Origin of the sequence: Bradyrhizobium sp. B120 (assembly GCF_049075665.1) — a bacterium.
Lineage (GTDB): Bacteria > Pseudomonadota > Alphaproteobacteria > Rhizobiales > Xanthobacteraceae > Bradyrhizobium.
This window is the reverse complement of sequence record NZ_CP185242.1, coordinates 3,398,183-3,412,576: the sequence shown is the minus strand read 5'-3', so window position 1 is coordinate 3,412,576 and position 14,394 is coordinate 3,398,183. Positions and strand designations below refer to the sequence as shown.

At 66.4% G+C, this 14,394-nt stretch carries 3 protein-coding genes; 2 read left to right on the top strand and 1 reads right to left on the bottom strand.

Annotation, left to right across the window (positions count from 1 at the left end; genetic code table 11):
- The first annotated feature begins 12 nt into the window (after positions 1 to 12).
- Entirely contained in the window at positions 13 to 1,263 is a 1,251-nt protein-coding gene (locus tag ACOIX3_RS15395) for an HlyD family type I secretion periplasmic adaptor subunit (protein ID WP_097672650.1), read from the top strand.
- A 220-nt stretch (positions 1,264 to 1,483) separates the two neighbouring features.
- Complete coding sequence (locus tag ACOIX3_RS15390; protein WP_420970658.1) at positions 1,484 to 2,497, top strand: transglutaminase-like cysteine peptidase; 1,014 nt, start codon at positions 1,484 to 1,486, stop codon at positions 2,495 to 2,497.
- A gap of 20 nt (positions 2,498 to 2,517) precedes the next feature.
- Here the strand turns inward: ACOIX3_RS15390 and ACOIX3_RS15385 are convergent, their stop codons facing one another.
- Positions 2,518 to 14,193, bottom strand: a complete 11,676-nt coding sequence (locus ACOIX3_RS15385) for a DUF5801 repeats-in-toxin domain-containing protein (protein WP_420970656.1) — start codon at positions 14,191 to 14,193, stop codon at positions 2,518 to 2,520.
- Positions 14,194 to 14,394: the final 201 nt, after the last annotated feature.

The following is a 14,394-nucleotide window of genomic DNA, read 5'->3' as shown; positions in this document are numbered from 1 at the left end:
CGAGAAAATATTATGGCGTCTTCCGATTTTGCGTTTGCAAATGATATCCGGTCCGCGGCGCTGCTGCGCACGCCCCGCACCTCTCGCATGCTGCTGTGGACGTCCTGCGCGCTGCTCGCGACGTTCGTGACCTGGGCGCATTTTGCCGTGCTCGACGAGGTCAAGCGCGGCAGCGGGCGCGTCGTGCCGTCGCGGCAGATGCAGGTGGTGCAATCGCTCGAAGGCGGAATCGTCGGCGACATCCTGGTGCGGGAAGGCGACATCGTTCAACAGGGCCAGTCCCTGATGCGCATCGAAGACACGAAGTTCGCCTCCGAATTCGGCGAAATCCGCGAGCGCCGCGCGGCGGCGGCGGCGCGGGTAGCCCGCCTCGAGGCCGAGGCGCGCGGACGAAGCGAGATCACCTTTCCCGACGAGGTCGACAAGGTGGTTCCCGCCGCCGTCGCGACCGAGGCCAGCGTGTTCAAGATGCGGGCCCAGAAGGTCGCGCAGGACATCGACGTCCTCAATCAGCAGGTCACTCGCCTCACCGGCTCCCTGAAGCTCCTGGAGCGCGAGCAGACCCTGACCCGCAAGCTCTATGAGCAGAAGGTCGTGCCCGAGATCGAGATGCTGCGGCTTGACCGGCAGGCTACCGACATGAAGGGACAGCTGGCCGAGGCGCAATCGAAGATCGCGAACATCACCGCGTCGTTCCGCTCGCAGGCCGACGAGGATCTGGCCAAATCGCGCGGCGACCTCGCCGTCCTCGACGAGAACATCAAGTCCGCCCAGGACCGGGTGCGCCGCACCGACCTGAAGGCGCCGGTCCACGGCATCGTCAACAAACTGAACGTCAGCACCATCGGCGCCGTCGTGGCGCCCGGCGCCAACCTCATGGATATCGTGCCTCTGGACGACACGCTGCTGGTCGAAGGCCGGATTCGTCCCCAGGACATCGCCTTTATCCGCCCCAACCAGGACGCGGTGGTGAAGATCAGCGCCTATGATTCCTCGGTCTATGGGTCGCTCAAGGGCAAGGTCGAACGCATCAGCGCCGATACGATCGTCGACGACAAGGCGGAAAGGACCGAACGTCAGGAGACCTTCTATCGGGTCATGGTGCGCACCGATAAGAACCATCTCGGCAGCGAGCAGCATCCGCTGCCGATCATTCCGGGAATGGTGACCACGGTCGAAGTCCTGACCGGCGAGAAGTCCGTGCTGGACTATATCGTCAAGCCCGCTCGGCTGCTGCGTGACGAGGCCCTGCGCGAACGCTGATCGGGCGCCGGAGCGCGTGGTTAACCGATCATGACCTGCGGTCGTTCAATTTCGAACGAACCGGCAAACCCTGGATTGACCGCCTTCCCGACAATCCAGGCAGCGGCCCCCTCCACTTAACCCCGCTTAAGCGGCCGAGGCGCCAGTCTGCGTCCCGATAACAGCGGGGACGCAGATCGACGCACAGACGTTGACGGTCCCCGACATTGGGGACGTCATTATGAAGTCGCTGAAGATTGCCTCGTCGGCGGTCGTGGCCGTGGCCGCATTTTCAATAAGTCTTTGCGCAGCGTCATCCGCGTTTGCCGCGGACGAGCTTTCTCTCGGCAATCCCGCCGGCGAGCTCGCGCCGGCCTCGGATGCCGCAGCGAACCGCCCGCCTGCCACCTTCTTCACCATCACCGACGTGCTGGCCAAGCTCGACCGGCAGCGCGGCCGTGGTCCGAACGCCATTCGCACCGCCTCGCTCGCGCCGCTGAATACGGCGACCGACGCGTTGCCCGCGGCCAAGCCGCTGCCGCCTGTTGGCGCCGAGCCGTTCGGCCTGTTCACCTTCCGCGCACCGGAAAACGGCCTGTGGCGCAAATGGCGCGGCCTCGAATCGGATCTCGCGAGAGAGCAGACCGTCCTCGAGCATTGCCGGGAGAACGCCGCCGGCTGCCCGCCCAATGCCGCCCAATTCCTTCGCCTGATCAACGCGGTCAAATCCAGATCCGGCCGCGACCGGCTCGATGAGGCCAACCGCGCCGTCAATCAGGCGATCCGCTATGTGACCGACTTCGCCCAGCATGGCGAGGCCGACCGCTGGACCGCTCCGCTTGCCACCTTCGCGACCGGCAAGGGTGATTGCGAGGACTACGCGATCGCAAAATACATCGCGCTCAGCGAAGCCGGCTTCCCGCGCGAGGAGCTGCGCCTGGTGCTCGGCCGCGATCGCGCCATCCGCCAGGATCATGCCGTGCTGGCGGCGCGGCTGGACGGCCATTGGCTGATCCTGGACAGCCGCCGCTCCGATCTGATTGACGACGGCGACCTCGACAACTTCACGCCGATGTTTGCGATCAACGAGCGCGGCGTTCAGCTGTTTGCCGCCCCCTACGCCAAGCGGCTTCCGTTGGGCGACGAGCTCGACGCGGCACCGGCCGCCGCCAATGCGGCGGATGCCGAATGGACCGGCGTGGAAGACTTCAGCAGCAGCGGCACCCAGTTGCCTGGACTACCCCTGCTGCTGTGACCCGTAATCTGCTCCTCGGCCTAAGCGACGTGGATGGCGCCAGCGACCGTGGCAGCAGGAATACCTGTCGACATGTGCGCGAGTTGGACCTGATCCGACCCGTTTCCGGCCGCTGAGTACCACAGATTATGATTGGTGGTGTCGTAGTAGAACTTGTCTCCGCTGCTGCTTTCCTGCCAGGCCACGCCCCCATTCGTGGGTGCTCCAGCTCCGGAATTGAACTGAGTCGCAGCATTGATGAGCGCCGCGTTGCTGATCGTGAGATTCTGGCTGGCCACGTCGACCACAATCGAGTCGGTGCCCGCCACGCCGAAGTCCATCGTGACCGCAGCTGCGCCGACCTTGCCCTGCAGGACATAGGTGTCGTCGCCGCCATTGCCGTTCAGGATATCGACGCCGGCGCGGCTGGCAATCAGGATGTCGTTGCCTGCGCCTCCGTTCAGCACATCCGTGCCGCCGGTGCTATTCGCGCCGCCATCGAGGATACTTCCGGTGCTCGCCGCAGTGAGTGTATCGGCGAACGACGAACCGAAGACATTTTCAAATCCACTGATGCTGTCACCGGCGGCGTACCCTCCACTTGCCGTTGAAGCCGCCAGGTTGACAGTCACACCCGCAGTCGAATTGCTGTAGTCGACCGTGTCGCCACCGCCGGCTCCCCCAACAAGTACGTCGGCGTGCGAGCTCGCGACCAGGACCTCTGCGGCAGCCGTGCCGGTCAGATTGTACCCGCCCGCGCCGTTGGCCGTGCCTACCAGCGAGACCGAGAGATCGGTGGCGCTGTGGGCCGTGTCGCCATCGCCGTCAGTGATGGTCGGGGCAAATGTCAGGGTCGTACTGCCGATCTGCTCAGCTCCGCTGATGCTGGTGACGAGCAGCTTGCTGTCGGCACCCGTGAAGTTGTGGAAGGTCCCGTTATAGAACTGGATCGAGCCGCCGACGTTTTCGATGTCGATCCGCCCGAATGCGGCAAAGTTGCCGATGCTGTCGACGGCGCCATTGGCGGTCCCCCAATGCGCTGCATCCACGACAATGGACGTACCGTCGGTCTGCTGGATGAGTTCCGAAGCGATAACGGCGCCGGAATCGTCCTTGATTGTGATCAGGAACGCCTCGAGCGTTCCGTTGCTCTTGCCGATACCGATCGTAACCGAGCTCTGGTCGCCGACCCGGGCGGAATCTCCAGCGATGTTGTTGAACTGGAAGAAGACCGTCTCGCCCGTGTCGAGGTTTCCGTTGTTCACGCCGAGGCCGCCGCCTCCGCCGTTATTGATAAAGACTTTGTTGCCGACGTCCGGATTTCCGCCACCGATCGCGCTGGTGTATCCATCGATCAGAATGCTGTTGCCAGCAAGGCTGTCATTGCCGCCGTGAGGCGTGAACACGCCATTGGTAATGGTCGCATAGTCGCTGTTGCCAGGCGGAAGCGTCGTGAAATTGAACGGCGCGAACGTCTGCAGAGCGTTCGATACGAGGTGGAAATCGTACGTGCCATTCGCCGCCATCGAGAGCGTGAAGAACTCATTATTTCCTAGCCCGGCCTGCGCATCCGCCTGGTTCGAATAGGCGAACATTTCCGACGTATGGCTGGATGAGTCGTAGTGGACGTACTCGTAGAACGTGTAGGCGTTGGTCGCACTCGTGACTTTGACTGCGAAAACCTCGTCGCCCGCCGCGTTGTGGGTGCCCGTGTCAGTCACGGTGTAGGTCTCGCCGGCGGGCGCGGTCCCCATCGTAATCCCGATCGCCGTGGTCGCATTGAGTCCGTCTGCACCAAACCAAGGCTGCCACGTGCCATGGGCGTCTGTATTGTTCACGCTCGGCATGATGGCGTTTTGGATGCCGTTGATTAACGGCACATCGTCGATGACCGTGATCGCCAGCGACGTCGCCGCCGACGCGGTCACCGTGTCGCCGTCGGAGTCGGTTGCCTGGATCATCGAACCGAAGTTGATCGCCAGCGTGTTCTCCACCGCCGTACCCACCGGCGGCGCGGCGTGGTCGAGATGCGCATCCAGCGTAAACGTATACGCGCCCGTGGTCTCGTTCAGCGTCAGCGTGAACACTGTGGTGCCGCCTGCCGTCGCCGTCAGCGTCTCGACGCCGGCCACAATCGTCACCGCATAGGTCAGCGCCACGCCGCCCGAGGTCAGGCCTTGCGCCGTCAGGCTGGCCGTGCTGGTCGCAAACGAGTAGTGCAGCGGGGTATCCGCACCGGCGAAGAACAGCGCCGACACGTTGCCGTTCGCCGCAGCCGGCGCAGCCGCCACCTCACCCGGCGCCAGTGCGCCAGGCAACGAGTCCTCGTCGACCGTGCCGCTCAGCACCGTCGCGGTCGCGACCGGAATGTCGTCGATCACAGTGATCGCCAGCGAAGATGCCGCCGAGGCCGCAACGGTGTCGCCGTCGGAATCGGTCGCCCGGATCATCGAACCGAAGTTGATCGCCAGCGTGTTCTCCACCGCGGTACCGGCTGGCGGCGCCGCATGATCAAGATGCGCATCCAGCGTGAAGGTGTAGGCACCGGTGGTCTCGTTCAGCGTCAGCGTGAACACCGTGGTGCCGCCGGCCGTTGCCGTCAGCGTCTCGACGCCGCCGGCGATCGTCACCGCATAGGTCAGCGCGACGCCGCCCGACGTCAGGCCTTGGGCCGTCAGGCTGGCCGTGCTGGCCGCAAACGAGTAGTGCAGCGGGGTGTCCGCACCGGCGAAGAACAGCGCCGAGACGCTGCCGCTCGCCGCAGCCGGCGCAGCCGCCACCTCACCCGGCGCCAGCGCGCCAGGCAGCGAGTCCTCGTCCACCGTGCCGCTCAGCACCGTCGCCGTCGCAACCGGGATGTCGTCGATGACCGTGATCGCCAGCGAAGATGCCGCCGAGGCAGCAACCGTGTCGCCGTCCGAGTCGGTCGCCAGGATCATCGAACCGAAGTTGATCGCGAGTGTGTTCTCAACCGCGGTGCCGGCCGGCGGCGCCGCATGGTCGAGATGCGCGTCGAGCGTGAAGGTGTAAGCACCGGTGGTCTCGTTCAGCGTCAGCGTGAACACCGTGGTGCCGCCGGCCGTTGCGGTCAGCGTCTCGACGCCGGCGACGATCGTCACCGCATAGGTCAGCGCCACGCCGCCCGAGGTCAGGCCCTGCGCCGTCAGGCTCGAAGTATCCGAGGAGAAGGAGTAGTGCAGCGGGGTGTCCGCCCCAGCAAAGAACAGTGCCGAGACGTTGCCGTTCGCCGCAGCCGGCGCAGCCGCAACCTCACCCGGCGCCAGCGCGCCGGGCAGCGAGTCCTCGTCGACCGTGCCGCTCAGCACCGTCGCGGTCGCAACCGGGATGTCGTCGATCACGGTGATCGCCAGCGACGTCGCCGCCGAGGCGGTCACGGTATCGCCGTCCGAATCCGTCGCCTGGATCACCGCACCGAAGTCGATCGCCAGCGTGTTCTCCACCGCCGTACCGACCGGCGGCGCCGCATGGTCGAGGTGGGCATCGAGCGTGAAGGTGTAGGCACCGGTGGTCTCGTTCAGCGTCAGCGTGAACACCGTGGTGCCGCCCGCCGTTGCCGTCAGCGTCTCGACGCCGGCGACAATGGTCACCGCATAGGTCAGCGCCACGCCGCCCGAGCTCAGGCCCTGCGCCGTCAGGCTCGAAGTATCCGAGGAGAAGGAGTAGTGCAGCGGGGTATCCGCTCCGGCAAAGAACAGCGCCGAGACGTTGCCGTTCGCCGAAGCCGGCGCAGCCGCCACCTCACCCGGCGCCAGCGCGCCAGGCAGCGAGTCCTCGTCCACCGTGCCGCTCAGCACCGTCGCGGTCGCGACCGGAATGTCGTCGATCACGGTGATCGCCAGCGAAGATGCCGCCGAGGCCGCAACCGTGTCGCCGTCCGAGTCGGTCGCCAGGATCATCGAACCGAAGTTGATCGCCAGCGTGTTCTCCACCGCCGTGCCGGCCGGCGGCGCCGCATGGTCAATATGGGCATCGAGCGTGAAGGTGTAGGCACCGGTGGTCTCGTTCAGCGTCAGCGTGAACACCGTGGTGCCGCCCGCCGTCGCCGTCAGCGTCTCGACGCCGCCGGCAATCGTCACCGCATAGGTCAGCGCCACGCCGCCGGAGCTGAGGCCTTGGGCCGTCAGGCTGGCCGTGCTGGCCGCAAACGAGTAGTGCAGCGGGGTGTCCGCACCGGCGAAGAACAGCGCCGAGACGCTGCCGCTCGCCGCAGCCGGCGCAGCCGCCACCTCACCCGGCGCCAGCGCGCCAGGCAGCGAGTCCTCGTCCACCGTGCCGCTCAGCACCGTCGCGGTCGCGACCGGAATGTCGTCGATCACGGTGATCGCCAGCGAAGATGCCGCCGAGGCCGCAACCGTGTCGCCGTCGGAGTCGGTCGCCAGGATCATCGAACCGAAGTTGATCGCGAGTGTGTTCTCCACCGCCGTGCCGGCCGGCGGCGCCGCATGGTCGAGATGGGCATCGAGCGTGAAGGTGTAAGCACCGGTGGTCTCGTTCAGCGTCAGCGTGAACACCGTGGTGCCGCCCGCCGTCGCGGTCAGCGTCTCGACGCCGCCGGCAATCGTCACCGCATAGGTCAGCGCGACGCCGCCGGAGCTGAGGCCTTGGGCCGTCAGGCTGGCCGTGCTGGCCGCAAACGAGTAGTGCAGCGGAGTGTCCGCACCGGCGAAGAACAGCGTGGACACATTGCCGCTCGCCGCAGCCGGCGCGGCAGCAACTTCACCCGGCGCCAGCGCGCCAGGCAGCGAGTCCTCGTCCACCGTGCCGCTCAGCACCGTCGCGGTCGCGACCGGAATGTCGTCGATCACGGTGATCGCCAGCGAAGATGCCGCCGAGGCCGCTACCGTGTCGCCGTCGGAGTCGGTCGCCAGGATCATCGAACCGAAGTTGATCGCGAGTGTGTTCTCAACCGCGGTGCCGGCCGGCGGCGCCGCGTGGTCGAGATGCGCATCCAGCGTGAAGGTGTAAGCACCGGTGGTCTCGTTCAGCGTCAGCGTGAACACCGTAGTGCCGCCCGCCGTCGCGGTCAGCGTCTCGACGCCGCCGACAATCGTCACCGCATAGGTCAGCGCCACGCCGCCCGACGTCAGGCCCTGCGCCGTCAGGCTGGCCGTGCTGGCCGCAAACGAGTAGTGCAGCGGGGTGTCCGCCCCAGCAAAGAACAGTGCCGAGACGTTGCCGTTCGCCGCAGCCGGCGCAGCCGCAACTTCACCCGGCGCCAGCGCGCCAGGCAGCGAGTCCTCATCGACCGTGCCGCTCAGCACCGTCGCCGTCGCAACCGGGATGTCGTCGATGACAGTGATCGCCAGCGACGATGCCGCCGAGGCCGCAACCGTGTCGCCGTCGGAGTCGGTCGCCAGGATCACCGCACCGAAGTTGATCGCGAGTGTGTTCTCAACCGCGGTGCCGGCCGGCGGCGCCGCATGGTCGAGATGCGCGTCGAGCGTGAAGGTGTAAGCACCGGTGGTCTCGTTCAGCGTCAGCGTGAACACCGTGGTGCCGCCCGCCGTCGCGGTCAGCGTCTCGACGCCGCCGACAATCGTCACCGCATAGGTCAGCGCCACGCCGCCCGACGTCAGGCCCTGCGCCGTCAGGCTGGCCGTGCTGGCCGCAAACGAGTAGTGCAGCGGGGTGTCCGCCCCAGCAAAGAACAGTGCCGAGACGTTGCCGTTCGCCGCAGCCGGCGCAGCCGCAACTTCACCCGGCGCCAGCGCGCCAGGCAGCGAGTCCTCATCGACCGTGCCGCTCAGCACCGTCGCCGTCGCAACCGGGATGTCGTCGATGACAGTGATCGCCAGCGACGATGCCGCCGAGGCCGCAACCGTGTCGCCGTCCGAGTCAGTCGCCAGGATCATCGAACCGAAGTTGATCGCGAGTGTGTTCTCAACCGCCGTGCCGGCCGGCGGCGCCGCATGGTCGAGATGCGCGTCGAGCGTGAAGGTGTAGGCACCGGTGGTCTCGTTCAGCGTCAGCGTAAACACCGTGGTGCCGCCCGCTGTCGCGGTCAGCGTCTCGACGCCGCCGACAATCGTCACCGCATAGGTCAGCGCCACGCCGCCCGAGGTCAGGCCCTGCGCCGTCAGGCTCGAAGTATCCGAGGAGAAGGAGTAGTGCAGCGGGGTGTCCGCACCGGCAAAGAACAGCGCCGAGACGTTGCCGTTCGCCGAAGCCGGCGCAGCCGCCACCTCACCCGGCGCCAGCGCGCCAGGCAGCGAGTCCTCATCCACCGTGCCGCTCAGCACCGTCGCAGTCGCAACCGGGATGTCGTCGATCACGGTGATCGCCAGCGACGTCGCCGCCGAGGCGGTCACCGTGTCGCCGTCCGAGTCGGTCGCCTGGATCACCGCACCGAAGTCGATCGCCAGCGTGTTCTCCACCGCCGTGCCGGCTGGCGGCGCCGCATGGTCAAGATGCGCATCCAGCGTAAACGTATAGGCACCCGTGGTCTCGTTCAGCGTCAGCGTGAACACCGTGGTGCCGCCGGCCGTTGCGGTCAGCGTCTCGACGCCGGCGACGATCGTCACCGCATAGGTCAGCGCCACGCCGCCCGAGGTCAGGCCCTGCGCCGTCAGGCTCGAAGTATCCGAGGAGAAGGAGTAGTGCAGCGGGGTGTCCGCCCCAGCAAAGAACAGTGCCGAGACGTTGCCGTTCGCCGCAGCCGGCGCAGCCGCAACCTCACCCGGCGCCAGCGCGCCGGGCAGCGAGTCCTCGTCGACCGTGCCGCTCAGCACCGTCGCGGTCGCAACCGGGATGTCGTCGATCACGGTGATCGCCAGCGACGTCGCCGCCGAGGCGGTCACGGTATCGCCGTCCGAATCCGTCGCCTGGATCACCGCACCGAAGTCGATCGCCAGCGTGTTCTCCACCGCCGTACCGACCGGCGGCGCCGCATGGTCGAGGTGGGCATCGAGCGTGAAGGTGTAGGCACCGGTGGTCTCGTTCAGCGTCAGCGTGAACACCGTGGTGCCGCCCGCCGTTGCCGTCAGCGTCTCGACGCCGGCGACAATGGTCACCGCATAGGTCAGCGCCACGCCGCCCGAGCTCAGGCCCTGCGCCGTCAGGCTCGAAGTATCCGAGGAGAAGGAGTAGTGCAGCGGGGTATCCGCTCCGGCAAAGAACAGCGCCGAGACGTTGCCGTTCGCCGAAGCCGGCGCGGCCGCCACCTCACCCGGCGCCAGCGCGCCAGGCAGCGAGTCCTCATCCACCGTGCCGCTCAGCACCGTCGCAGTCGCAACCGGGATGTCGTCGATGACCGTGATCGCCAGCGACGTCGCCGCCGAGGCGGTCACCGTGTCGCCGTCCGAGTCGGTCGCCTGGATCACCGCACCGAAGTCGATCGCCAGCGTGTTCTCAACCGCCGTGCCGGCTGGCGGCGCAGCGTGGTCGAGATGCGCATCCAGCGTAAACGTATAGGCACCCGTGGTCTCGTTCAGCGTCAGCGTAAACACCGTGGTGCCGCCGGCCGTTGCGGTCAGCGTCTCGACGCCGGCGACGATCGTCACCGCATAGGTCAGCGCCACGCCGCCCGAGGTCAGGCCCTGCGCCGTCAGGCTCGAAGTATCCGAGGAGAAGGAGTAGTGCAGCGGGGTGTCCGCCCCAGCAAAGAACAGTGCCGAGACGTTGCCGTTCGCCGCAGCCGGCGCAGCCGCAACCTCACCCGGCGCCAGCGCGCCGGGCAGCGAGTCCTCGTCGACCGTGCCGCTCAGCACCGTCGCGGTCGCAACCGGGATGTCGTCGATCACGGTGATCGCCAGCGACGTCGCCGCCGAGGCGGTCACGGTATCGCCGTCCGAATCCGTCGCCTGGATCACCGCACCGAAGTCGATCGCCAGCGTGTTCTCCACCGCCGTACCGACCGGCGGCGCCGCATGGTCGAGGTGGGCATCGAGCGTGAAGGTGTAGGCACCGGTGGTCTCGTTCAGCGTCAGCGTGAACACCGTGGTGCCGCCCGCCGTTGCCGTCAGCGTCTCGACGCCGGCGACAATGGTCACCGCATAGGTCAGCGCCACGCCGCCCGAGCTCAGGCCCTGCGCCGTCAGGCTCGAAGTATCCGAGGAGAAGGAGTAGTGCAGCGGGGTATCCGCTCCGGCAAAGAACAGCGCCGAGACGTTGCCGTTCGCCGAAGCCGGCGCGGCCGCCACCTCACCCGGCGCCAGCGCGCCAGGCAGCGAATCTTCATCCACCGTGCCGCTCAGCACCGTCGCGGTCGCAACCGGGATGTCGTCGATCACGGTGATCGCCAGCGACGTCGCCGCCGAGGCGGTCACGGTATCGCCGTCCGAATCCGTCGCCTGGATCACCGCACCGAAGTCGATCGCCAGCGTGTTCTCCACCGCCGTACCGGCTGGCGGCGCCGCGTGGTCGAGATGCGCATCCAGCGTGAAGGTGTAGGCACCGGTGGTCTCGTTCAGCGTCAGCGTGAACACCGTGGTGCCGCCGGCCGTCGCGGTCAGCGTCTCGACGCCGGCGACAATGGTCACCGCATAGGTCAGCGCCACGCCGCCCGAGGTCAGGCCCTGCGCCGTCAGGCTCGAAGTATCCGAGGAGAACGAGTAGTGCAGCGGGGTGTCCGCGCCGGCAAAGAACAGCGCCGACACGTTGCCGTTCGCCGCAGCCGGCGCAGCCGCAACTTCACCCGGCGCCAGCGCGCCAGGCAGCGAATCTTCATCCACCGTGCCGCTCAGCACCGTCGCAGTCGCAACCGGGATGTCGTCGATGACAGTGATCGCCAGCGAAGATGCCGCCGAGGCGGTCACCGTATCGCCGTCCGAATCCGTCGCCTGGATCACCGCACCGAAGTCGATCGCCAGCGTGTTCTCTACCGCCGTACCTGCCGGCGGCGCAGCATGATCAAGATGCGCATCCAGCGTGAAGGTGTAGGCACCCGTGGTCTCGTTCAGCGTCAGCGTGAACACCGTGGTGCCGCCCGCCGTCGCGGTCAGCGTCTCGACGCCGGCGACAATGGTCACCGCATAGGTCAGCGCCACGCCGCCCGAGGTCAGGCCCTGCGCCGTCAGGCTCGAAGTATCCGAGGAGAAGGAGTAGTGCAGCGGGGTATCCGCACCGGCAAAGAACAGCGCCGAGACGTTGCCGTTCGCCGCAGCCGGCGCAGCCGCAACTTCACCCGGCGCCAGCGCGCCAGGCAGCGAGTCCTCATCGACGGTGCCGCTCAGCACCGTCGCCGTCGCAACCGGGATGTCGTCGATCACGGTGATCGCCAGCGAAGATGCCGCCGAGGCCGCAACCGTGTCGCCGTCGGAGTCGGTCGCCTGGATCACCGCACCGAAGTTGATCGCCAGTGTGTTCTCAACCGCGGTGCCGGCCGGCGGCGCCGCGTGGTCGAGATGCGCATCCAGCGTGAAGGTGTAGGCACCGGTGGTCTCGTTCAGCGTCAGCGTGAACACCGTGGTGCCGCCCGCCGTCGCGGTCAGCGTCTCGACGCCGGCGACAATGGTCACCGCATAGGTAAGCGCCACGCCGCCCGAGGTCAGGCCCTGCGCCGTCAGGCTCGAAGTATCCGAGGAGAAGGAGTAGTGCAGCGGGGTATCCGCACCGGCAAAGAACAGCGCCGACACGTTGCCGATCGCCGAAGCCGGCGCGGCAGCAACCTCACCCGGCGCCAGCGCGCCAGGCAGCGAGTCCTCGTCGACCGTGCCGCTCAGCGCCTTCCCTATCGCGACCGGGATGTCGTCGATCACAGTGATCGCCAGCGAAGATGCCGCCGAGGCCGCAACCGTGTCGCCGTCGGAGTCCGTCGCCAGGATCATCGAACCGAAGTTGATCGCCAGCGTGTTCTCCACCGCGGTACCTGCCGGCGGCGCCGCATGGTCGAGATGCGCATCCAGCGTGAACGTATAGGCGCCGGTGGTCTCGTTCAGCGTCAGCGTGAACACCGTGGTGCCACCCGCCGTCGCGGTCAGCGTCTCGACGCCGGCGACGATCGTCACCGCATAGGTCAGCGCGACGCCGCCGGAGCTGAGGCCTTGCGCCGTCAGGCTGGCCGTGCTGGTCGCAAACGAGTAATGCAGCGGGGTGTCCGCGCCGGCAAAGAACAGCGCCGAGACGTTGCCGATCGCCGAAGCCGGCGCGGCAGCAACCTCACCCGGCGCCAGCGCGCCAGGCAGCGAGTCTTCGTCGACCGTGCCGCTCAGCACCGTCGCGGTCGCAACCGGGATGTCGTCGATCACGGTGATCGCCAGCGATCCGGTCGCCACGACGCTGTCGCCATCGGCATCCGTCGCCCTGATCACCGAGCCAAGCCCGATCAGAAGATTGTTCTCGCCATTTGCGGCGGGATGGTCGAGATGCGCATCGAGCGTGAAGGTGTAGGCACCCGTGGTCTCGTTCAGCGTCAGCGTGAACACCGTCGTGGCGCCAGCCTTCGCCGTCAGCGTCTCGGTGCCACTGCCGACGCCGCTCACCGCATAGCTCAGCGCAACACCGCCGGACGACAGATTCTCCGCCGTGAGACTGGCAAGGCTCGCGGTGAAGGAGAAGCTCAGCGGCGCATCTGCACCCGATACGAACAGCGCCGACACGTTGCCGCTCGCCGTCGCCGGTGCACCGGCGACCTCGCCCGGCGCAAGCGCGCCGGGAAGGGAATCTTCATCGACCGTCCCAACCAGACTCGCATTGATCGCGAGCGGACCATCATCGAGAATCGTCAGATGCGAACCGACATCAGTGGATGCGGTAGCGGACTGGCCGAAATTGTCCGTCACCGTCGCGGTCAGCGTGACCAGGCCGGACGCCAGCGAAATCCCTTCATTGAAGTCGCCGGGCGTCAACTCATGAACGGCACGCAGATCCGTCAGCGTCACGTGACCCGTAGCATCAACTGCCACCGTGAAGACGAGATCGCCACCGATGGCGGTGCGTCCTTCGACAACGCCGGCCGCGTTGACCGTCAGCAGCACGTGCTGACCGGTCCCGGAATCGATCAGACCGGAGTCGGCGTGCGGTGAACTGATGGACAGCGCATAGGTCAGCGATTGCTCGCCGCCCGGCACAGTGACGTTAAACGACACCTGCACAGTCGCAACCGTTACCCCTGCCGGACCCTGTCCCGAGCCGGCCACGCCGTGGTTGGTCGCAGCAGTCAGGAAGCTCTCGTCGACGATCAGCTGCGGTACGAGACCGCCGGAAATGGTCGGGCCCGGAGGGATCCCGTTGAGCACAAAGCCGGTCGGCAGCGTGATCGTGAAGCCCGGCAGCTCTTCGTTCCCCGCCAATGTATTGGTGCCCACGGGGCCGAGCGGATCAACCGCAAACGGACTGAAGTTCGCACCGCTCGCCTGCGCGTTACCATTCGAGTTGCCGCCATTGTCGGCCGCCGGCAACACGGAGGAGTCCGTGCCGATCGGAAACAGGCTTGCAAACTCTTGCACCGAGACGTCGCGGCCAGGCGCTATCTCGATGGTGACGTTGTTCTGCCCATCCGCGCGGGAGTCGAAGAACGGCTCAACCGTGACGGTCGACTGGTTGTCGAACAGGATGATCAGCTTTTCGCCAATATGAACCAGCGTGATCTTCTCGTTCGCGATCGACGAGAAGTCGACCTTCGCTTTCTGGTCGTATCCAAGATTGACGACCACCGCCTGATCGGTCAGTGGCTTCGTCAGCTTGTAAACTCGTACGGGAGCCGAATTGGTGGAATTGCCGGTGCCGGTAGCCTGAGCGACCTGAAACGAACCCTGCATTATCAACTCCGCAAAATGCGATTAGAGGAAAAATTGTAGAAAAATTTAGCTTTAGGCTATTGTTAACCCTCACCTCGGTCAAGAAATGTATTTGGTTAATCAATGCTTTCCCTGCGAGTGTGGTAAAGATCGGACAGGTCGGGGCTGCAAGAACAACGGCTTAGCCCGTTTGACTCGGTCGAAAGCCAGTATTTGCCCGGC

Coding starts and splice junctions, on each gene's coding strand:
- ACOIX3_RS15395 (WP_097672650.1), top strand. CDS start 13: ATGGCGTCTTCCGATTTTGCGTTTGCAAATGATATCCGGTCCGCGGCG.
- ACOIX3_RS15390 (WP_420970658.1), top strand. CDS start 1,484: ATGAAGTCGCTGAAGATTGCCTCGTCGGCGGTCGTGGCCGTGGCCGCA.
- ACOIX3_RS15385 (WP_420970656.1), bottom strand. CDS start 14,193: ATGCAGGGTTCGTTTCAGGTCGCTCAGGCTACCGGCACCGGCAATTCC.